The sequence below is a fragment of the Anaerobacillus alkalilacustris genome, assembly GCF_001866005.1.
GTDB classification, from domain to species: domain Bacteria; phylum Bacillota; class Bacilli; order Bacillales; family Anaerobacillaceae; genus Anaerobacillus; species Anaerobacillus alkalilacustris.
This window is the reverse complement of the sequence record NZ_MLQR01000001.1, coordinates 769,810-788,813: the sequence shown is the minus strand read 5'-3', so window position 1 is coordinate 788,813 and position 19,004 is coordinate 769,810. Positions and strand designations below refer to the sequence as shown.

At 37.1% G+C, this 19,004-nt stretch carries 16 protein-coding genes, 36 tRNA genes, 1 rRNA gene and 1 other annotated feature; of the genes, 45 read left to right on the top strand and 8 right to left on the bottom strand.

Going from position 1 to position 19,004, the window contains the following annotated elements; translation table 11 throughout:
- Positions 1-2 precede the first annotated feature (2 nt).
- On the top strand, positions 3-1,115 hold the full coding sequence (locus BKP37_RS03960) for a GerAB/ArcD/ProY family transporter (RefSeq protein ID WP_071308346.1): 1,113 nt from the start codon (positions 3-5) through the stop codon (positions 1,113-1,115).
- Between the two features lie 3 nt (positions 1,116-1,118).
- On the opposite strand, the gene BKP37_RS21105 is transcribed toward BKP37_RS03960, so the two are convergent.
- Entirely contained in the window at positions 1,119-1,328 is a 210-nt protein-coding gene (locus tag BKP37_RS21105; RefSeq protein WP_483860429.1) for a YczF family membrane protein, read from the bottom strand.
- A 400-nt stretch (positions 1,329-1,728) separates the two neighbouring features.
- Here BKP37_RS21105 and rrf point away from each other — a divergent pair.
- The 42 genes from rrf to BKP37_RS19885 all read left to right on the top strand — a co-directional run bounded on the left by rrf (position 1,729) and on the right by BKP37_RS19885 (position 10,169).
- Positions 1,729-1,844 (top strand): 5S ribosomal RNA (gene rrf, locus BKP37_RS03950).
- A 39-nt stretch (positions 1,845-1,883) separates the two neighbouring features.
- Positions 1,884-1,960: transfer RNA gene (locus tag BKP37_RS03945), tRNA-Ile, on the top strand.
- Positions 1,961-2,148: 188 nt separating this feature from the next.
- A tRNA-Met gene (locus tag BKP37_RS03940) sits at positions 2,149-2,225 on the top strand.
- A gap of 20 nt (positions 2,226-2,245) precedes the next feature.
- Positions 2,246-2,321, top strand: a tRNA-Asp gene (locus BKP37_RS03935).
- Between the two features lie 19 nt (positions 2,322-2,340).
- Positions 2,341-2,415 (top strand) — tRNA-Gln (locus BKP37_RS03930).
- Positions 2,416-2,443: 28 nt separating this feature from the next.
- A tRNA-Leu gene (locus BKP37_RS03925) sits at positions 2,444-2,532 on the top strand.
- Between the two features lie 184 nt (positions 2,533-2,716).
- Positions 2,717-2,793 (top strand) — tRNA-Arg (locus tag BKP37_RS03920).
- Between the two features lie 8 nt (positions 2,794-2,801).
- Positions 2,802-2,878 (top strand) — tRNA-Pro (locus tag BKP37_RS03915).
- A gap of 17 nt (positions 2,879-2,895) precedes the next feature.
- Positions 2,896-2,969, top strand: a tRNA-Gly gene (locus tag BKP37_RS03910).
- Positions 2,970-3,056: 87 nt separating this feature from the next.
- Positions 3,057-3,133 (top strand) — tRNA-Arg (locus BKP37_RS03905).
- A gap of 8 nt (positions 3,134-3,141) precedes the next feature.
- Positions 3,142-3,218: transfer RNA gene (locus tag BKP37_RS03900), tRNA-Pro, on the top strand.
- Between the two features lie 17 nt (positions 3,219-3,235).
- Positions 3,236-3,309, top strand: a tRNA-Gly gene (locus BKP37_RS03895).
- Positions 3,310-3,316: 7 nt separating this feature from the next.
- A tRNA-Ile gene (locus BKP37_RS03890) sits at positions 3,317-3,393 on the top strand.
- A gap of 12 nt (positions 3,394-3,405) precedes the next feature.
- A tRNA-Asn gene (locus BKP37_RS03885) sits at positions 3,406-3,480 on the top strand.
- Between the two features lie 6 nt (positions 3,481-3,486).
- Positions 3,487-3,577: transfer RNA gene (locus BKP37_RS03880), tRNA-Ser, on the top strand.
- Between the two features lie 17 nt (positions 3,578-3,594).
- Positions 3,595-3,669 (top strand) — tRNA-Glu (locus BKP37_RS03875).
- Between the two features lie 40 nt (positions 3,670-3,709).
- A tRNA-Val gene (locus BKP37_RS03870) sits at positions 3,710-3,785 on the top strand.
- A gap of 46 nt (positions 3,786-3,831) precedes the next feature.
- Positions 3,832-3,904 (top strand) — tRNA-Thr (locus tag BKP37_RS03865).
- A gap of 435 nt (positions 3,905-4,339) precedes the next feature.
- Positions 4,340-4,588 (top strand): hypothetical protein, encoded by a 249-nt coding sequence (locus BKP37_RS03855; protein WP_071308343.1) that lies wholly within the window; start codon positions 4,340-4,342, stop codon positions 4,586-4,588.
- Between the two features lie 636 nt (positions 4,589-5,224).
- Positions 5,225-5,300, top strand: a tRNA-Ala gene (locus tag BKP37_RS03850).
- Between the two features lie 49 nt (positions 5,301-5,349).
- Positions 5,350-5,426, top strand: a tRNA-Met gene (locus BKP37_RS03845).
- A gap of 23 nt (positions 5,427-5,449) precedes the next feature.
- A tRNA-Ser gene (locus BKP37_RS03840) sits at positions 5,450-5,542 on the top strand.
- A 26-nt stretch (positions 5,543-5,568) separates the two neighbouring features.
- Positions 5,569-5,652: transfer RNA gene (locus BKP37_RS03835), tRNA-Tyr, on the top strand.
- A 12-nt stretch (positions 5,653-5,664) separates the two neighbouring features.
- Positions 5,665-5,738 (top strand) — tRNA-Trp (locus BKP37_RS03830).
- 18 nt (positions 5,739-5,756) lie between these two features.
- A tRNA-His gene (locus BKP37_RS03825) sits at positions 5,757-5,832 on the top strand.
- Positions 5,833-5,846: 14 nt separating this feature from the next.
- Positions 5,847-5,921: transfer RNA gene (locus tag BKP37_RS03820), tRNA-Gln, on the top strand.
- A gap of 179 nt (positions 5,922-6,100) precedes the next feature.
- Positions 6,101-6,174 (top strand) — tRNA-Gly (locus tag BKP37_RS03815).
- 7 nt (positions 6,175-6,181) lie between these two features.
- Positions 6,182-6,258 (top strand) — tRNA-Ile (locus tag BKP37_RS03810).
- A gap of 78 nt (positions 6,259-6,336) precedes the next feature.
- Positions 6,337-6,411, top strand: a tRNA-Glu gene (locus BKP37_RS03805).
- 72 nt (positions 6,412-6,483) lie between these two features.
- A tRNA-Val gene (locus BKP37_RS03800) sits at positions 6,484-6,559 on the top strand.
- 144 nt (positions 6,560-6,703) lie between these two features.
- Positions 6,704-6,780 (top strand) — tRNA-Met (locus BKP37_RS03795).
- Between the two features lie 21 nt (positions 6,781-6,801).
- Positions 6,802-6,877: transfer RNA gene (locus BKP37_RS03790), tRNA-Asp, on the top strand.
- 18 nt (positions 6,878-6,895) lie between these two features.
- Positions 6,896-6,971, top strand: a tRNA-Phe gene (locus tag BKP37_RS03785).
- Between the two features lie 49 nt (positions 6,972-7,020).
- Positions 7,021-7,093: transfer RNA gene (locus BKP37_RS03780), tRNA-Thr, on the top strand.
- Positions 7,094-7,107: 14 nt separating this feature from the next.
- Positions 7,108-7,183: transfer RNA gene (locus BKP37_RS03775), tRNA-Lys, on the top strand.
- A gap of 28 nt (positions 7,184-7,211) precedes the next feature.
- A tRNA-Leu gene (locus BKP37_RS03770) sits at positions 7,212-7,295 on the top strand.
- Between the two features lie 11 nt (positions 7,296-7,306).
- A tRNA-Gly gene (locus BKP37_RS03765) sits at positions 7,307-7,381 on the top strand.
- Between the two features lie 17 nt (positions 7,382-7,398).
- Positions 7,399-7,487, top strand: a tRNA-Leu gene (locus BKP37_RS03760).
- Positions 7,488-8,039: 552 nt separating this feature from the next.
- Positions 8,040-8,145 (top strand) — a sequence feature (16S ribosomal RNA rRNA prediction is too short).
- Positions 8,144-8,689, top strand: coding sequence for a transposase (locus tag BKP37_RS19065; protein WP_084034533.1), 546 nt, complete (start codon positions 8,144-8,146; stop codon positions 8,687-8,689). (Overlaps the previous feature by 2 nt.)
- Complete coding sequence (locus tag BKP37_RS03755; RefSeq protein WP_071308342.1) at positions 8,683-9,195, top strand: ECF transporter S component; 513 nt, start codon at positions 8,683-8,685, stop codon at positions 9,193-9,195. The genes BKP37_RS19065 and BKP37_RS03755 overlap by 7 nt, the downstream gene beginning before the upstream one ends.
- Entirely contained in the window at positions 9,192-9,929 is a 738-nt protein-coding gene (locus BKP37_RS03750) for a hypothetical protein (RefSeq protein WP_071308341.1), read from the top strand. Before BKP37_RS03755 ends, BKP37_RS03750 begins: the two co-directional genes overlap by 4 nt.
- A 63-nt stretch (positions 9,930-9,992) precedes the next feature.
- On the top strand, positions 9,993-10,169 hold the full coding sequence (locus tag BKP37_RS19885; protein ID WP_169823073.1) for a hypothetical protein: 177 nt from the start codon (positions 9,993-9,995) through the stop codon (positions 10,167-10,169).
- Between the two features lie 36 nt (positions 10,170-10,205).
- On the opposite strand, the gene BKP37_RS03740 is transcribed toward BKP37_RS19885, so the two are convergent.
- The 6 genes from BKP37_RS03740 to BKP37_RS03715 all read right to left on the bottom strand — a co-directional run bounded on the left by BKP37_RS03740 (position 10,206) and on the right by BKP37_RS03715 (position 16,482).
- Positions 10,206-10,973 carry an ABC transporter permease gene (locus BKP37_RS03740; RefSeq protein ID WP_071308339.1) on the bottom strand — a complete coding sequence of 256 codons (768 nt, stop codon included), beginning with the start codon at positions 10,971-10,973 and terminating at the stop codon, positions 10,206-10,208.
- Positions 10,973-11,905, bottom strand: a complete 933-nt coding sequence (locus tag BKP37_RS03735; RefSeq protein WP_084034531.1) for an ABC transporter ATP-binding protein — start codon at positions 11,903-11,905, stop codon at positions 10,973-10,975. Before BKP37_RS03735 ends, BKP37_RS03740 begins: the two co-directional genes overlap by 1 nt.
- A gap of 33 nt (positions 11,906-11,938) precedes the next feature.
- Complete coding sequence (locus BKP37_RS03730; protein WP_071308337.1) at positions 11,939-13,924, bottom strand: FtsX-like permease family protein; 1,986 nt, start codon at positions 13,922-13,924, stop codon at positions 11,939-11,941.
- Positions 13,914-14,678, bottom strand: a complete 765-nt coding sequence (locus tag BKP37_RS03725; protein ID WP_071308336.1) for an ABC transporter ATP-binding protein — start codon at positions 14,676-14,678, stop codon at positions 13,914-13,916. Before BKP37_RS03725 ends, BKP37_RS03730 begins: the two co-directional genes overlap by 11 nt.
- A gap of 84 nt (positions 14,679-14,762) precedes the next feature.
- Complete coding sequence (locus tag BKP37_RS03720; protein ID WP_071308335.1) at positions 14,763-15,788, bottom strand: sensor histidine kinase; 1,026 nt, start codon at positions 15,786-15,788, stop codon at positions 14,763-14,765.
- On the bottom strand, positions 15,781-16,482 hold the full coding sequence (locus BKP37_RS03715) for a response regulator transcription factor (protein WP_071308334.1): 702 nt from the start codon (positions 16,480-16,482) through the stop codon (positions 15,781-15,783). The genes BKP37_RS03720 and BKP37_RS03715 overlap by 8 nt, the downstream gene beginning before the upstream one ends.
- A 516-nt stretch (positions 16,483-16,998) precedes the next feature.
- On the opposite strand from BKP37_RS03715, the gene BKP37_RS03705 reads away from it, so the two are divergent.
- Complete coding sequence (locus BKP37_RS03705) at positions 16,999-17,409, top strand: HI0074 family nucleotidyltransferase substrate-binding subunit (protein ID WP_071308332.1); 411 nt, start codon at positions 16,999-17,001, stop codon at positions 17,407-17,409.
- On the top strand, positions 17,406-17,702 hold the full coding sequence (locus BKP37_RS03700) for a nucleotidyltransferase family protein (RefSeq protein ID WP_071308331.1): 297 nt from the start codon (positions 17,406-17,408) through the stop codon (positions 17,700-17,702). Before BKP37_RS03705 ends, BKP37_RS03700 begins: the two co-directional genes overlap by 4 nt.
- 363 nt (positions 17,703-18,065) lie before the next feature.
- Here the strand turns inward: BKP37_RS03700 and BKP37_RS19060 are convergent, their stop codons facing one another.
- Positions 18,066-18,890, bottom strand: coding sequence for an HNH endonuclease (locus tag BKP37_RS19060; protein ID WP_084034529.1), 825 nt, complete (start codon positions 18,888-18,890; stop codon positions 18,066-18,068).
- Positions 18,891-19,004: the final 114 nt, after the last annotated feature.

The window sequence follows — 19,004 nt, the reverse complement described above, 5'->3', positions numbered from 1 at the left end:
GAATGAAAAATGCTAAAATAACTTGCGTTCAATTATTTTCATTGTTAGTTTTATTTCAGCTTGGAACATCAATAGTTGTAGGGTTTGGGTTAGATGCTAAAAAAGATGCATGGATTGCTATTTTACTCGGTTCATGGATAGGGATTTTAATATTTCTCATTTTTCACCAGCTTTATATACTATATTCAAAACCCCTTACTAGTTATTCACGAGATATTTTAGGGAAGTATCTTGGGTTTTTAGTTGGCATCTTTTATGTGGTTTATTTCTTATACGGTTCTTCAAGGGATTTAAGAGATGTAGGAGATTTATTAGCATCATCGGTTTATAATGTTACACCGTTATTTGTGATTAATTTATTTATGATGGTAGCAATAGCGTACGTACTAAATAAGGGAATTGTTGTATTAGCAAGGTTATCAGAATTATATTTACTCATATTAATTTGTCTTTCCTTTTTAGGGAATATGTTAGTATTAATTTCAGGATTAGTTGAGTTTAATAATTTATTTCCAATTTTAGAAAATGGCTTTGAACCGATTCTTACTACAATTTTTCCAAATACTACAGTTTTCCCATTTGGTGAATTGGTATGTTTTACAATGGTATTTCACTATTTAAACACAAAAGAAAATTCACGTAAAATTGGTATATATTCGATCCTTTTAAGCGGTCTAATATTAGCTTATTCAACGGCTATAAATGTTGCGGTTCTAGGGATGGAAATTACCCAAGATTCAACTTTTCCATTATTTTCAACAATTAGTCTAATAAACATTGCTGATTTTATTCAACGATTGGACGCAATTGTTGTATTAACCTTATTTATCGGAGCTTTTTTTAAAACATCTCTGTTCTATTATGCAGCAGTTATTGCTGCATCAGATCTTTTTAAAGTAAAACAACAGACGTTAGTTCTACCTTTTGGGATTATTATTCTTCTGTTATCTATGTTTATTGCCACGGATTTTGCTGAGCATTTAGAAGAGGGGAAGCTTTCATTAAAAACCATCCATGCTATATTTGGATTGTTTATCCCTTTGTTGCTTTTAATCATTGCTAAATTTCGTAAAAAAGGACAAAAGCAAATAGTTAATCAATCTACAGAAGGTTAGAGGTTAGTTTTTGATTTTTTTAACTATATTTGTTAGGGGTTTAATAATTACTAGGATAAATAGGGAAAAGAATAGTAAATACTCTGGTAGGTCCATAACCATAAAAGTAATAACGATATTTCTAAAAAAACTGTGTATGGACAAACCTAATAATAGATCGAAAATAAGGGCTACAATTAAACTGAGAGTGAAAAAAAGTAAAAAAAGTAACATTGTTTTCATTAATTTACACCTACCTTTTATGATTATTATTTTATTAAGTTCCCTCAGCTATAACAAAAAAGTGTGAAGGTTTAATTTAGTTTTAATATTGTAATCTGAAAAATCTTTAACATAAAACTTGAAACTAAAGACATTCTATGATAAATTTATAAGCCTAATGGTGAGGTCAGCACTTAGTTTACACCAATATAAAGAATAATAATGGTGAAGTTATCTACGTTTTAAAAAATAAAGTAAAATACAAAAAACACTTGCGTAGAATTAGGTGCTATGTTATGATAATTCTTGTCGTTGAAAATGCTCCTGCGTCATCAAGTGTATGCTTCCTTGACTCAAAGTAGCATGTAGCAAATTCTAAGAAGCATCACATGAAATAATTGAAGTCAGTAGAGTTAGTAACGTTAGCGAAGAGGTCACACTCATTTCCATGCCGAACACGATCGTTAAGCTCTTTTGCGCCGATGGTAGTTAGGGGCCTCCCCTTGTGAGAGTAGGACGTTGCTAGATTATATTAAAATATAAAAAAATAATTTATATATTAATTCCGGACCCTTAGCTCAGTTGGTCAGAGCGGTCGGCTCATAACCGATTGGTCGTAGGTTCGAGTCCTACAGGGTCCACCATGAAAATATATTTTTAGATTCTTAATGGGTACATTAAATTTATATCATTGCGGGGTGGAGCGACGAGCATTTACATCATTGAATAAGCTACTAGTTGTTTCGACGCAGCATGCTTCAAAGCAATACTGGAAGAGGAAGAAACAGTCGACACGTCAGGAGCAAGCACAAAAATATTATACTTTTATTATCGCGGGGTGGAGCAGTCTGGTAGCTCGTCGGGCTCATAACCCGAAGGTCGTAGGTTCGAATCCTACCCCCGCAACCAACTTAATAGTTTTATATTTTGGACCCGTGGTGTAGCGGTTAACATGCCTGCCTGTCACGCAGGAGATCGCCGGTTCGATCCCGGTCGGGTCCGCCATACAAATTATAAATAATAATGGGCTATAGCCAAGCGGTAAGGCAACGGACTTTGACTCCGTCATTCTCTGGTTCGAATCCAGATAGCCCAGCCATTTTTTTTTGTTAAGTCTTTAGTAAATTGCCGGGGTGGTGGAATTGGCAGACACACAGGACTTAAAATCCTGCGGTAGGTGACTATCGTGCCGGTTCAAGTCCGGCCCTCGGTACCAGAAAAATTTAAAAGGCAACATGCGCCCTTAGCTCAGCTACGAGCGTAACATCTGTGAAACAACTGCGAGTTGTCTCGACGCAGCCTGCTACAAGGCGGTACTTGTAGAGGAAGAGACAGGATATCTACGGAGCAATACATCGTCCGTTAATCTTCTTGGAATAACATCATCGAATAAACAACATGCGCCCTTAGCTCAGCTGGATAGAGTGTTTGACTACGAATCAAAAGGTCGGGAGTTCGAATCTCTCAGGGCGCGCCATAAAATAACGGGAAGTGGCTCAGCTTGGTAGAGCACCTGGTTTGGGACCAGGGGGTCGCAGGTTCAAATCCTGTCTTCCCGACCATGCGGTTGATTATAAATGCGGGTGTAGTTTAGTGGTAAAACCTCAGCCTTCCAAGCTGATGTTGTGAGTTCGATTCTCATCACCCGCTCCACAANTTGTAGAGGAAGAGACAGGATATCTACGGAGCAATACATCGTCCGTTAATCTTCTTGGAATAACATCATCGAATAAACAACATGCGCCCTTAGCTCAGCTGGATAGAGTGTTTGACTACGAATCAAAAGGTCGGGAGTTCGAATCTCTCAGGGCGCGCCATAAAATAACGGGAAGTGGCTCAGCTTGGTAGAGCACCTGGTTTGGGACCAGGGGGTCGCAGGTTCAAATCCTGTCTTCCCGACCATGCGGTTGATTATAAATGCGGGTGTAGTTTAGTGGTAAAACCTCAGCCTTCCAAGCTGATGTTGTGAGTTCGATTCTCATCACCCGCTCCAAAAGAATGGGCCTATAGCTCAGCTGGTTAGAGCGCACGCCTGATAAGCGTGAGGTCGGTGGTTCGAGTCCACTTAGGCCCACCATACTAGATTAATTCCACAGTAGCTCAGTGGTAGAGCAATCGGCTGTTAACCGATCGGTCGTAGGTTCGAGTCCTACCTGTGGAGCCATATTAAGGAGAAGTACTCAAGTGGCTGAAGAGGCGCCCCTGCTAAGGGTGTAGGTCGTGTAAGCGGCGCGAGGGTTCAAATCCCTCCTTCTCCGCCAGTCGCGGTTTTAATAGTGGCCCGTTGGTCAAGCGGTTAAGACACCGCCCTTTCACGGCGGTAACACGGGTTCGAATCCCGTACGGGTCACCAAAGATTTAGATGTAATAAGATAATAAAAATATTTTATGTCGGAGGATTAGCTCAGCTGGGAGAGCACCTGCCTTACAAGCAGGGGGTCGGCGGTTCGATCCCGTCATCCTCCACCAGAGTTTTTTGTAACTAAAGTGTAGCAAAAATAACTTACCTATATATGCCGGCCTAGCTCAATTGGTAGAGCAACTGACTTGTAATCAGTAGGTTGGGGGTTCAAGTCCTCTGGCCGGCACTCTTGAGATTAAATAAAATTAAATTTTAAAAGAGGTTGCACAAAAGGTTTTACTTTTGTGCAACCTCTTTCTTGCAGTATCAGAATTTATAAATTTCTAACTTGGAAACTGTCTAGCTCCAGGCGCCATCGGCTCGATCAATTCAGACCTTCTCTTTCGGTCAAAAACCCGACCGCTACGAGCTGGTCTTCCAGTGTTTGTCGCCGATAGACGGGTGCCTTGCGCTTTTCTTGTTATGAATGATAAAATCTATCGACATGATATTCAATGGGACATGGCGCCGATCGAAATGCAAGAAAGGGATTTTAAAAGTGAATTTAGACTTTTAGATTTCTGGAACGCATTTAAAGTACCTAAATTCACTGGAAAGGAAAAAGTATATTAACAAAGTTTAGTGGCATACTAGTACGAGATACTAAAAAAGGAGCAATATTATGAAAATTGAAGTAGGGACTGAATACCAGATTTCGGAAGATGTTAAACGTAACTTTAATTCGGCAGATGCTATGACTATTATTAGACAGGTGGGTGCTATTGTACAATTTAAGCTTAATGAATGTAAAGGACATGGTTCAATGCCGCTTCCGCATCTACAATATTTATTAAAGAAAAATTATTTAAATGAACGGATTAATAAAAGACAATTTATAATAAAAGGTGACGAAGAAGAACAAATAGTATAGAATATTTTAGGTTATTGTTTCTGTGTTAATTAAGTATAAGGTAAGGTTAGAGATATTATATAAAGTCAAGAAGCGCTCTTAGATGAGGTCGCTTTTTCTTTTTGTAAATTTTTACTCTAAATCAAAAGTTATTAAGTTGTTGTAATGTTTACTAGTTTAATTTGTGAATAAAGAGTACGTGATGACAAAGAATTGAAATTTTGATACATTTATATTTCCTTTCATTAAAAAAAGGCTTCCATCTCACTATATTCGCTCATTGTGTAAAATAGGATTTTGAATAGAAACATTAGGTTGAATGCACAAAGTGTGCAAAATAAACTTTAAGGGTACAGAAGTTTAGTTGTAATACTTAATACATGAAGACTAATAACAAGATCAAAAAAATAAATTTTTTTAAAGAAGTTATGGTTTACAAAAGTATTTGCGTAGAACAAACTATTTAGTGCGCTTGATAATATCAATAAAACATTTTTGAAAATGGTTGTACAAAATCACCACTTGTGTTATTATAAATTTTGTCGCTGTAACCATGCTTTTTAAGTAGACGATAAAAAAACAAAAAAACACTTGCGCGGAACATGTTGTTCTGATATAATAAATTTTGTCGCTAAATATTAAGAGTTTATGTATTATGGGGCCTTAGCTCAGCTGGGAGAGCGCCTGCCTTGCACGCAGGAGGTCAGCGGTTCGATCCCGCTAGGCTCCACCAATTTTTCGCGAAACGAAGTGGAGTAAAAAAACTTACCTATTTACTTTTTGGCGGCGTAGCTCAGCTGGCTAGAGCGTACGGTTCATACCCGTGAGGTCGGGGGTTCGATCCCCTCTGCCGCTACCAACATAATTGTTTTGAAGTGATACGGAGGAATACCCAAGTCCGGCTGAAGGGATCGGTCTTGAAAACCGACAGGCGGGTTAAACCGTGCGGGGGTTCGAATCCCTCTTCCTCCGCCATCAATAACCAACCAATTTAATATTATGGAGGGGTAGCGAAGTGGCTAAACGCGGCGGACTGTAAATCCGCTCCTTAGGGTTCGGCGGTTCGAATCCGTCCCCCTCCACCATTTAGATTTTATAGGGGCATAGTTTAACGGTAGAACAGAGGTCTCCAAAACCTCCAGTGTGGGTTCGATTCCTACTGCCCCTGCCATTGAAGATAATTAACATGGCGGTCGTGGCGAAGTGGTTAACGCACCGGATTGTGGCTCCGGCATTCGTGGGTTCGATTCCCATCGATCGCCCCATGTTATTATATTAGTGGGCTATAGCCAAGCGGTAAGGCAACGGACTTTGACTCCGTCATTCTCTGGTTCGAATCCAGATAGCCCAGCCAATTTTTGGGGTGTTTATTATCATATTATTAAATTAAAAAATGACACTGTTGATGTAGTTTAGTGGTAAAACCCCGAGTTGTCTCGACGCATAACCATCTATGAATTAACATGCAGAGGAAGAGACATGATAAGGCCAAAATGCGGTAATAAATCTATATAATATAATAAATTTATCAATGCGGGTGTAGTTTAGTGGTAAAACCTCAGCCTTCCAAGCTGATGTTGTGAGTTCGATTCTCATCACCCGCTCCAAAAGAATGGGCCTATAGCTCAGCTGGTTAGAGCGCACGCCTGATAAGCGTGAGGTCGGTGGTTCGAGTCCACTTAGGCCCACCAAACCCATACCATACCATACCAAGCTTAACTTTATTAATTCTACTTAAATATTCAAAGTGCCTGATATAACTAGTTATTGGCCCGTTGGTCAAGCGGTTAAGACACCGCCCTTTCACGGCGGTAACACGGGTTCGAATCCCGTACGGGTCACCATTTGCTTATAATCAGAATGTTTGTTAAGATGAAAACGTCAAGTTAAGGTGTAAGTGTAATCGTATTGTTAACGGAGGATTAGCTCAGCTGGGAGAGCACCTGCCTTACAAGCAGGGGGTCGGCGGTTCGATCCCGTCATCCTCCACCATACTATTATCACTGGATGGAGCACATTGAGTTTGTTTCGAAGGATAAGCACCGCAGCTCGATGCAACAGTTGCAGAGCATTGCTAGTAGAGGAAGAGCGAGTCGTTACATCAAAAGCAAAGTTAAATTGATTAATTTATATTACCGCGGGATGGAGCAGTCTGGTAGCTCGTCGGGCTCATAACCCGAAGGTCGTAGGTTCAAATCCTTCTCCCGCAACCAACTATTTTGTAAATATATTTTGGACCCGTGGTGTAGCGGTTAACATGCCTGCCTGTCACGCAGGAGATCGCCGGTTCGATCCCGGTCGGGTCCGCCATTTTTTTAAAAAAAGTGTGGCTCGGTAGCTCAGTCGGTAGAGCAGAGGACTGAAAATCCTCGTGTCGGCGGTTCGATTCCGTCCCGAGCCACCAGAGTTTTTTTGCGTAACTAAAGTGGAGCGAAAATAACTTACCTATATATGCCGGCCTAGCTCAATTGGTAGAGCAACTGACTTGTAATCAGTAGGTTGGGGGTTCAAGTCCTCTGGCCGGCACTCTTATATTTTAGGAGCCATTAGCTCAGTTGGTAGAGCATCTGACTTTTAATCAGAGGGTCGAAGGTTCGAATCCTTCATGGCTCACCATTTTTTTGCCTAGCAAAAAAATCCATACGCGGGTGTGGCGGAATTGGCAGACGCGCTAGACTTAGGATCTAGTGTCTTTGACGTGGGGGTTCGAGTCCCTTCACCCGCACCACAATTTGTTTCGCGGGAGTAGTTCAGTGGTAGAACACCACCTTGCCAAGGTGGGGGTCGCGAGTTCGAATCTCGTCTTCCGCTCCAATTTTATAGTCTGCTTTGCCGGGGTGGTGGAATTGGCAGACACACAGGACTTAAAATCCTGCGGTAGGTGACTATCGTGCCGGTTCAAGTCCGGCCCTCGGTACCATTAGTATTTCCTGATTATCCATCGTTGTAATATTGCGTTGAGGAGCTTTTAGTGCAGATACTAAAATGTTTTAATACTTCATATTAGTTTTATTTGATGACAAATGTATAGAATAAACAAACTAAAATGATTAGTTTAAAAAGTATTGACTCAAGAGAATTATTGTAATATAATCAATTTCTTGTTGTTGAAACAGGAAAAAGTAGATTGTTCTTTGAAAACTGAACACACAGCCAAGCGAATATGAAAGGCGGAAGACACCCGCTTATCAACGAAAAGCACTAGAAGGTCAGCAATAAGAAGTCGGTTTTTGACTTCGTTTGATGAACTGAAGTGTCTCGAGTTGATGGTGTCTGAAGCTAGACAAAAAAGAGATAGTAAATATCTCGTCAATGTTTTATTTTGAGCATTATCAAACACTTTTATGGAGAGTTTGATCCTGGCTCAGGACGAACGCTGGCGGCGTGCCTAATACATGCAAGTCGAGCGAACTCAATTAAAGCTTGCTTTATGAGAGTTAGCGGCGGACGGGTGAGTAACACGTGGGCAACCTGCCCTGTAGACTGGGATAACTTCGGGAAACCGAAGCTAATACCGGATAATCTTTGGAACCTCATGGTTCTAAAGTGAAAGTTGGGTTTACCTAACACTACAGGATACAGGAACAGAATGATGAGCCATTGCTTAAAAAAACACGTTATTTATGGTTGAAAAACTCACAAAACCTATCGCAGTACCAACAAGAAAAGCTTATGAAGTTAAAAGATAGTCATTTGAATACAGCTAAGGCTTATCGGTTAAGACTAGCTCTGCAGGGACTTTGGTCTACAAGCCAACTATTTTCAGGTTGGTATTTTGATGATTGGTACAACTGGGCTATACGGTCTCGTTTAGAGCCCATGGTAGAAGTTGCTCGTTCACTCAAAAAACATGAAAAAGGCATCTTACGTTGGTTCACCTCAAGGATGACCAATGGTTTACTTGAAGGAATTAATAGCCTTGTTCAAGCATCGAAGCGGAAAGCAAGAGGCTACCGATCAATCGAAAACTTTATTGCCATGATCTATGCAACAGCTAACAAGTTTAAGTATGAAACCCTAGTAAAAGTTGAGAAGATTACTAGACTATTATTCTTTATGAAATCTTGTGTTCCAATAGAAATTAGCGAAGAGCCAAATTTGAGGGGGAAAGTTTTATGTTAAAGGTTGAGAAAGGTGTTAAAACAAGCAGATTAGAAATAAGAAAGATTGCTATATTAGGAATGTTTATTGCCATATCTGTAGTGGGGAGCTTTATTAAAATCCCAAGCCCATTTGGGACAGTAGCTTTTGATTCGGCGCCAGCGTTTCTAGCAGCACTTCTATTAGGTCCAACTAGCGGGGCGCTTGTGGGTTTTATGGGGCATATATTAACGTCGTTAAATGTAGGGTTTCCTTTATCAATCCCAATTCATTTATTAATTAGTCTGGAAATGGCTTTTGTCTGCGCTATAATTGGTATCATCTATAAAAAAGGATTTTTGATACTTGCTCTCATGGTTGGCGTTCTTTTTAATGGGGTTGTACTACCGGCGTCATTCATTCTTATTCCACAATTTGGTGTTCCCTTTTTTATAGCAATGATTATTCCATTAGTCATAGGATCAGCATTAAATCTGATTGTATCAGGCACGTTAGTTCGATACTTGAAAGGGAGAATTAAGTTTTGAAAATTAGTAGATATCGAGATTTAACTATTTTAGATGACTTTGAAAAAAAACTAGTCATAGCTTGCGATTCTTCAGGAGCTATTGGCCCTAAAGAATTAGACGTAGTAAAAGTTGACGGGCGTATTTTAGGAAGATTTACTAGTCGAGTTGTGCTTATGGAGCTAATTTCTGTAGGAGCCAAGCCGATCGCACTCATTGATACGTTAGCTGTAGAAATGAATCCCACTGGGGGAGAAATTATTGCAGGTATTATAGAAGAAAGTAGTTTAATCGGTTTAAAATCTGAAGAAATTCTAAATGGAAGCACTGAAGAAAATGTACCTGTTCAACAAACGGGGATTGGGATTACAGGTATTGGTCAAGGGCAAAAATTGCATTGTCAAAGTTTTAATGGTGATATTGTACTTTGTTTAGGTATACCTAAGGTAGGTCATGAAGTTAGGCTAGATGACCCTGAAATAGCTGACTTGCTTGCTATCCAAAGGTTACGACAGATAAAAGAAGTACACGAAATTGTTCCAGTTGGTTCAAAAGGGATTGCCTATGAAGTTAATGAATTGAAAAAGCGAAACCACCTTTTAATGGATGAAATAAAATCAAATCTAAATATCAATAAAGCTTCTGGTCCGGCAACCTGTGTTATTTTTACAGTTAAGCCAACTATTATAAAGAAAATAGATAAGTTATTTTCACAACAAATAAACATTCTTGGAACTTTGAAAAAGGTAGAGTAAATTATTTGTAGGTGGAAAAAGTAATTTGAGGAAGAATATGTAACATTGATGGTGAGTGTGGATGTGGTTTTCCTTCACACTCACCATCAAGGAAAGAAAGTGGAAGCTGCGCAATGGACCGACATAGTAGGTATTAATATGTACTCCATAAATATACCAAAGCGGAAACGCCATTGGTATATTTATGGAATTGCTGAGCTTATTCATTTACCGATTGTTTTTGATAGAGGATACTGGTGAATATGCGGCATCCTTAGGAGTAGGCCCACCATCAACTTACATGTTCACATCTCTTCTAGAAAAAACGACAGTTGATAAAATGAAAAACACTATCATATGGATCGTTATATTCAAAACGGAGAAGGGGAGAGTCATCCCTTCAAATAATGGTCGACCAAGGAAATGCTGTGTTAAGTTTGTGTTGGCAAATAATATATATTTGCCCATTTGTATTTGATAATGAGCGAGTAATTCTAATAGTAATGTTACTGACATTACTAAAAAAATAGGAACTGACACTGAAAACACACTGCTTCTTGTGACAACAGATAACATCATCGCCATAGAACAAACAACGACAATTTCGATAAAACCAAATCCGTACCTTAAGATGATGTTCAAGATAAATGGAGGCTCTAACACAAATATACTGTTAAAAAAGAAGATGCCTCCAAACATCACAGATGTCAGTAGGTGAACAACAACTACTAATACAATAAACAATAGGACAGAAATAAATTTGGCTAACAATATTTTGATGCGACTGGCTGGGCGAATGAGGAGGAGCTTGATCGTACCTGATGAAAACTCACTAGAGACGATATCGCCTGCAATAATTATACAAAGAAAATTCAACACAAATATAACAAAGGTACTAATATTTAAATGGTCCCAAAAGGTAAAATCTGTATCAAAAAATATAAACCTCATGACCATCGCTATAAAAAGGTTCATAGTCACTAACAAACTGATTAATACCCATGCCCGTGGACGTTTATATATCTTTACATTTTCATTGAATACTAGATCAAAAAAGTAGTTCATCATTGACCTCTTTTCGCTTGATTAAGTCGTGAAAGAAATGCTTCTTCTAATGTTGTTTTATTTTTTTCGATACCAACAACACTGATTTGATTTTCTACTAAAAATCGATTGATGGTGGCAGCTTCACGCTCTGATACATGGATTGAAAAACCATCTGAAACGATGTCAACTACTTGATCATATTGGGGGAGAAGCGCCAATACTTCTTTCAGCTTGTATGATTCTAACACGTGAAATTGATAAAGACTTTCCTTAGTTGTATTACGTCTTAATTCTTCTAGATTTCCATCACTAACCATTCTTCCATTGTCAAGAATAAGAACACTGTCACAAATCATTTCAAGCTCAGCTAATAAATGACTAGAAATAATAATCGCTGTCCCGTCATTGGCAAGCATTTTCAAGTGTTTTCTGAGGTCTTGAATTCCTGAAGGATCCAGACCATTCGTTGGTTCATCTAACAAAAGAATCGCAGGACGATGTAACATGGCTTGCGCTAATCCGAGTCTTTGCAACATTCCAAGGGAATACGTCTTGACCTTATCATCAATGTAGTGATCCATCCCTAACACTTCAATCACTTCTTCTATTCTATTTTCGCATACACCAGGTGACATTCGATAAAAGATTTGTAAATGATCATAACCAGATAGGTAATCGTAAAGCTCCGGATTTTCAATAATTGCACCAACTTTACGAATAGCACTTTCAAAGTCTTTTTGAATTTCTTTTCCGTCTATCGTAATGCTTCCTGTTGTTGGTTTTAATAAACCGACTAACATTTTTAAAATTGTTGTTTTTCCAGAGCCATTAGGTCCTAGTAGCCCTTTAATTTCACCTTTTTGTAGCTGGAAAGAAATATCTTTAACGATAGTTATTTTTCCAATGTTTTTTGAAAGGTTGTTAACGTCTAAAGTCGCCTTACTTCTCATCACAAAAACTCCTTCTATAGCATGCCAAAAATGTTATTCCACAGTTCTTCGATACGTCATACGGAGCCAGTAATAGTAAACACCGATAACAATAAAATACAAACCGATGATCTTTAGTCCATTTGTGAATATCGTTCCATTAAGTATTTCGATTTCTGCTACATTGTACAAATTAATCGCTACGCTTAAACATAAACCTAATAAGCTACCGAACACAATTGGGAGAACTATGATCATTTTCAGCTTAGTATATACATAAGCCTTGATTTCTGATGAGGTAATGCCGACTGTCCGTAATAATCTCAATTTTTTTCGATCCGACTCTGCATCCGCAAACGTTTTAAAATAGAGGACTATACAAGCTGTGACGACAAATAAAATGCTAATAAATGACATAATAAAGAGAGCAAACCCTGATACTTGCTTCGTATGTTGATAACGATCATATTTTGAATGGACGATAAAAGGTTGATTGTAACGCCCTTTTATAGTTTCTATCGCTTCTAGATTCTGATCGGCTATTCCTTCAAGAGCAGAATCCAATTCTGACTTTAGCTGAAAAACAAAGGCTCCGCTTTTCAACCAATCATCAAACGTAAACATATAAATTGTCCCTAATTCATAGGTCGAAGCATCGGTTACGATCGTTTTCATTTCCGCCTCATTCAATAAAATAACGATTGGCTGAGTAAATACATAACGATCAAACAACTTATGTTGCTCTGTTCCTTGATTCACAAACGTATAACGAGATTGATTGTTTTCTAATAAGATAGTCTCTGTAAAATAGGTAATCGTTTCATATTCCTGATTAAAATCAATAACAATTGCATGACCTTGGTCTACTGAAAAGTTTGTCCCAAGCACCTCATTGATTTCCTCGACTGATGCTGCCATCACATGCTTATTCGTTCTCCATGGGGTATGATCCATTTCGGGAGCATATAAGTAAGCAACGTTAAATTTTTGCTTATCTATTATTCGATCATCTTCTTGTGCTAGCAGATGATCGATCTTCATATGTTCGGCTAAATGAACGGCTTCGTAATCCTTCATCATCACATCAAATAACTGTTCATTGTCAGCAATCGCATAACTTTGATGATACAGAGTATAAGAGAGGGTTGAGAAGAAAACAGTTCCCATGCTCAGTAAACAAACGATAAAGATGATCGCTCGATTTTGAACAAACTTACTCGCAAATTCAGTTAGAGGTAATATATGTTGATGAAATAGTTTTCCTTTTCGGTTGAAAAACAAATAGAGTAGACTCATCAAGTGACTAAGGAATAAATATACACCAACAATACAAAGGGCGACTGCTAGTAGGATCACTTCTCTCATCGAATCAACGTTCGAAAAATCACTCGTATAGATCGTTAAGAGGGTGAAAGAAGTGATGATAATGACAAGTCCGAGTACCATGAAAAAGCGATTGCCTTCTCGATTCATTTCCTTCACTCGATTTGTTTTCAACAGATTTGTCACGTGATTATTTTTCATTTTCATTAATGTTAAACCAACAATCAAAGCATAAATCGGAATAAAAGCAACGGTTGTCCATAAAAAACTTTGAAACGTTAAGGAAAAATGAATATCCTCGATCGCTAAAATCGATGTCGTGATCATAAAGATGAGGCGTGAAAATACACTGCCACTGATTAAGGCAACGCTGAGGCTTGTGAGAAAAATAAAACTATTTTCAAAGATGATCATTTTTTTCATATCTCGATGTAGTAGGCCATATGAAAGGAGAATCGCCAACTCTTTTGTCCTACTTTTAAAAAACTGCTGATAGGAATATGTAATAATAAATATCGAAAAGACACATGAAATAACTCCTGCAATTTGAACAATTTGCTGTGTGCCTGCTGACGTATGTTCGTTAAAGTTTGGTGTAAACCAAATGGCAGTAAATAAAAAGAACACCGTCATCGAAAACGTAATACAGAAAAAATAAGCGAGATATTTGCGGAAATTGTACAAGACCGCTTTGAAGATGAATTGATTATACGTCATAGTCATCTTCCTCCAACACCGCTAAGTTGTCCAAAATTTGTTTGGTAAAGTGATCTTGTGATTCTTTTTTATACAACTGCGTCCTTAACGTCCCATCTTTTAAAAATAGCACTTTATCACAATAACTTGCGGCAAAAGGATCATGGGTTACTAATAAGATCGTTGTACGATATGCTTCATTCGTTTCTTTTAAACATTCCAGTACCGCTTTTGAAGATTTAGAATCAAGATTCCCTGTTGGTTCATCTGCAAAAATAATGGATGTATCATTGATGAGAGCACGGCAGATGGCAGCTCTTTGCTGCTGACCACCTGAGACTTGATAAGGATACTTGTTTTTTATCGTTAAAATGCCAAGGAGATTCATTAATTCTTCCGCTTTTTTATTCATTAACTCTGTCTCTTCACGGTTTAACATCATCGGTAACATAATATTTTGTTGAATTGTTAAGCTATCAAGTAAATTAAACTCCTGAAAAATATAGCCGATATGGTCTCTTCTAAAAATGGCTAATTCATCACCTGTCATCTCATTCATTTTAGCCCCTTGAATAAAAACGTCTCCAGATGTAGGGTGATCAAAACCACTAAGGACATTAAGCAATGACGATTTCCCACTGCCCGAAGGCCCCATGATGGCGGTAAACTCTCCTTGCTCTAATTCGATGTTAATATTATTTAACGCGATTGTTTGCGCAAATTCTTTTCCACCGCCATATACTTTCTTAATATTTATTGCCTTTATTACACTCATGATTGCCTCCTAGTCTTACTTACCTATATTATTATTATAGTAAAGGCAATCGTTCGGAAACAATTACACGAGCTTACGTTAATATTACATTTTTGTAATATAAGTCAAAGTTACTATTGTTCCTTTATCGACTTTAGATGAAATGCCCATCTGATGGTTCATTTTGTCCGATATACTTTTACTTAAATAAAGGCCTATGCCAGAAGCATTTCGTATTTTACGTCCATTTTCTCCAGTGAAAAATGGCTCACAGACTCTCTTTAAGTCATGTTCAGAAATCCCTATCCCTGTATCTTCGATGAATAAGAGCACCCGGTCTTCCTTACACTGGACGTAAAAAGAAACCCTCTTTTCACCAGGCTTCAATGCTGTATATTTAATCGCATTAGAAATTAGCTGATCTAGCAAGATTTTATTCCACTTTTTATCCGTCAGCACATAGAAAGAATCTTCATCGACGTTCCACTGTGGAAACACTTGATTATAAATAAACTGGTCTTTTTTTACATTTATAATCTCACGTAACTGTTGAATTAAATCGGTTTTTTCAATGGAAAAGTCATGTTGAAAATAATCTAACCGTAAATAATGTAAAGCTTGATCGAGATGCTCATTAATTAATTGATTTTCTTTGTTTATCTTAGTAATGACTTCATGAGCATTTGTTTTTTCAGTTTGACTATATTGGACCATCAAGTCGATCACAGATGTAGGCGTTTTTATATTATGGATGATTTGCGAGATGATTTTATATTTATTTTCGTTTTGCATTTCAAGCTGATTAACCTTTGCTAGTGAGTCGTCTGCCATGGATTTGATTTTTTCGATAACCATGCGTTGTTCTTCCGTCCATTTTGACCCTTTTATAGAAACGTCATCTAGCCGTCCATTTGCATTCTCAACCAGTTGATGAAAAGTGAGATAGCGATACGCTCGAATGATCATAAAAATAAGATAAACAAAAGATACGAGGATCAACGGATAGATCAATTCAATTTGATGATTAGTTTGCAGCCAAAAAAACGTGATAACAAGGGCAGAGCTACCGTATAGGGCAAAGGTAAACAACAGATGATCTTTAAAAAAGTTGATTAACACCTTTTTATTCATTTACTTTCTCCAGACCTGTTCGAACAAATTTATATCCATATCCTCTTTTCGTATGGATCACTTCCTCAATTCCAATTTCCTTTAATTTATTCTTTATTCTTGAAATATTTACATTCAATGTATTATTGTCAATAAATGAAATGTCATCCCATAGTTCACGCAATAAGCTTTCACGAGTAACAAGCTCATTCGGCTTTTCAGCTAAATATTTTAGTATTTTAAATTCATTTTTTGTTAATTCGATTTTATTTCCCTCATTTGATACTGTAAACGTACGATAATCCAAGCTGAAATTCCCAAATACGACATTACTTTTTTCAACGGTAAAGGTACCATAAGCACGTCTAATACTGGCTTTAATTTTCGAGTGTAAAACCTCAACATTCAAAGGCTTAATGACATAATCATCGGCGCCAAGTTCCATTCCTAAAATTTGATCCGAATCGTTATTTCTTGCAGAAATTATAATAATCGGTACAATGCTTACTTTTCTTACCTGTTTACAAATATGAAAACCATCTACATAAGGTAAATTAATATCTAACAAAATGACATCAGCTTTCAAATCAATTAATTTCTGAAGTACATTTTCAAAATCATTGATAACTACGACCTCGTAGTCGTACCTCTTTAACAATGTAGAAATCAGTAAACTTAGTTCAGTATCATCTTCTACTAAGGCAATCTTATACAAATTAACCATCCCCTAATTTCGTTCTCGCGTACCCTTTTACGAGAAGGATATCATGTATTCTTCATCCATAGTATCTTGAATACTTCTCTAAAACAATTACTTCCTTTCATAGGAAATCAGGTTATCTGCAAGAGGGTAGCCGATAAGAAGGCCTGCAAATTTCATGATCAGATGGATAATGTATATAAAACGAGGGAGCAGATGCAGGCAAATGATAGTTATGGGGAAGGTAAAGAGATCCTTATTGCTAGAGCCTTATAAACAAATCTCGAACACTTAACGTTTTTGAGTTTTGTTTATAGCGAAACTGAGATGAAAGATATAAGCTTTGAATTAATATGGGAAGTAAATGAAAAGATGTGGCTGAAACATACCGGGCTAATTCTGCGAATGAACCATGAAAGTTTACTGTTTAAAGAGAATTTTCGAGGAGTGACAGGTACCAAAAACTAATTATATAATTATGAGAGATATCATCATGATTATTTAATACATGATTAGGGGGAGGGTTAAATTATGGATGAAATGCGGAAATTAAGACAAAGTATTTCAAATCTTGATAAGGCATTAATAAGATTAGAAGAAGCTTTAATGGAAGATACTAATAATAGCCTAATTGTTGATGGAACGATCCGACGGTTTGAATTTACTATTGAATTGTATTGGAAAACCTTAAAGAGGATGCTGCAAGCAGAAGGTATAGAATCCAAAACTCCTAGAGAAACATTGAAAGAAGCATACCAAGCTGGTTGGTTACAAAATGATCATTTATGGCTTCAAATGTTAAAAGACAGAAATGAAACGTCACATACATATGATGAAGAAACCGCTTTGAGAATACTCAAGAATATTAAATCGTATTTTCCTGAAATGAAAGAAACTTTTATAATGCTAAAGGGAAAAGTGGAAGATGATGATCGGTTATGATAATTCCTAAAAATGTTAATGATCAAATTGTGGAAATTTCCCAAAAATCACCTTGTATAAAAAAAGTAGTTCTATTTGGCTCAAGAGCCTACGGTGATAATAAAGAACGTTCTGATATTGACTTAGCTGTTTTTGCTCCAGAAATTTCACAAAGGGAATGGGCGAAGTTTATAGAATTAATAGACGAAAGTCTTGAAACTTTACTGAAAATTGATTTAGTGTTATGGGAAACAGCACCAGAAAAATTAAAAGAAGAGATTAAAAAATGTCATTATGTATTGTATGAAAAATAATTTTAAGAAGTGAGCGGATACATAAGTTTACTGATCGACTGGTGATGAAGAGTGGAAAACGATGAAACAGCGGTCTTAATGACGACTAACTGAAGAGATGCCAGCAAAGTTAGTGTTGTTGGCGAATAAAGTTGTGGGAAAAGTATTTTCTTGTATATACAAAACAGGCGGCTTTAGAATGTATAACATTTATAACGATAGAGCAGTTAAGGGCCTTTAATTTTTAAAGTGAAAATAAGTTTTATAAAAAGACTGACTCATTGGGTTACAACAAGTAACCTATTAAGTCAGTCTCTTTTATTTGATTGAATAAATAACAATAGCTACTAGGCGGGACAAGGGAACCCCTGTCCTGTAATAATTTTATTTTTTCAATAAATTGTGAAGTTGATCAACTGTCAACCATGGTCTTTTACGATGGAGCATTCGATGGCAATTTGAACATACTAATACGATGTCTTCAATTTTTGCCTCGTATGGTTCTTTAGTTTCAGATAGAGGAATGATGTGATGTCCTTCGAGATAGTTTTTTCCCACACTACCGTAAGTTTCTTCAAAATCAAAGCCGCACGCTTCACATTTGAGCGAGCCATCTCTTTCGATTGCTTGCTTTTTTCTTTTGTCAATTAAACGTGCATTTCGTTCTTTAGTTTTATGTAGACGGTAAACTGTTTTACCTTCTGGAAAAGTCTCTTCTTCCATAAAATCTGACCTTGGATTACTTAACGAAATTTTTCCATCATTAATCCATTCTTTTAAATCAATATCCCTTGAAAGTAATAAAAAATCATGTAGTGATATCTCTCTAGTAGTAATCACAAAATTTCCCCAGGATGTTAGTTTTCTTTTCTCTCCATTCGTATTGACTTCATTAAACCAATCTAACTTTTCTCTAATACTAATATCCGATAAATTAATAGGAGTTTTATATATCGTTAAGTCTTCTAATTCAGCGAACCAGATAAAATCTGAAAAATTGGGGTTAGTTTGTAATTCGGGTCTTTCTTTTGGAGTTTCCTTTAATGTTGCATGCGCTTGTATTGATTTGGTACCCGAAATGTAAAATAAAACCATACTTCCTTTTTCAATAAGAGCAGGGTTAAGAGTATTTGTTTTACGAAAATTAGTTCTATTTAAATTGATCTCTTGTTCTAAATTCGCATTGGGTTTGATCAAATACTTTACCAAAAGAATCACCACCAAAAAAATTATAGTATTAGTATATAGGTAGCAGTTAATTCTTATTCTATAGCTATTCTAGTTCCCCAAAAACTAACCAAACATAACAGATGCATATGATTA

Excerpts from the sequence above, each read along its gene's own strand:
- BKP37_RS03855 (WP_071308343.1), top strand. The coding sequence starts at position 4,340 with ATGAAAATTGAAGTAGGGACTGAATACCAGATTTCGGAAGATGTTAAA.
- BKP37_RS03700 (WP_071308331.1), top strand. The coding sequence starts at position 17,406 with ATGATAATTCCTAAAAATGTTAATGATCAAATTGTGGAAATTTCCCAA.
- BKP37_RS03960 (WP_071308346.1), top strand. The coding sequence starts at position 3 with ATGAAAAATGCTAAAATAACTTGCGTTCAATTATTTTCATTGTTAGTT.
- BKP37_RS03725 (WP_071308336.1), bottom strand. The coding sequence starts at position 14,678 with ATGAGTGTAATAAAGGCAATAAATATTAAGAAAGTATATGGCGGTGGA.
- BKP37_RS03740 (WP_071308339.1), bottom strand. The coding sequence starts at position 10,973 with ATGAACTACTTTTTTGATCTAGTATTCAATGAAAATGTAAAGATATAT.
- BKP37_RS03755 (WP_071308342.1), top strand. The coding sequence starts at position 8,683 with ATGTTAAAGGTTGAGAAAGGTGTTAAAACAAGCAGATTAGAAATAAGA.
- BKP37_RS03720 (WP_071308335.1), bottom strand. The coding sequence starts at position 15,788 with ATGAATAAAAAGGTGTTAATCAACTTTTTTAAAGATCATCTGTTGTTT.
- BKP37_RS03735 (WP_084034531.1), bottom strand. The coding sequence starts at position 11,905 with ATGAGAAGTAAGGCGACTTTAGACGTTAACAACCTTTCAAAAAACATT.
- BKP37_RS03730 (WP_071308337.1), bottom strand. The coding sequence starts at position 13,924 with ATGACGTATAATCAATTCATCTTCAAAGCGGTCTTGTACAATTTCCGC.
- BKP37_RS21105 (WP_483860429.1), bottom strand. The coding sequence starts at position 1,328 with ATGTTACTTTTTTTACTTTTTTTCACTCTCAGTTTAATTGTAGCCCTT.
- BKP37_RS03705 (WP_071308332.1), top strand. The coding sequence starts at position 16,999 with ATGGATGAAATGCGGAAATTAAGACAAAGTATTTCAAATCTTGATAAG.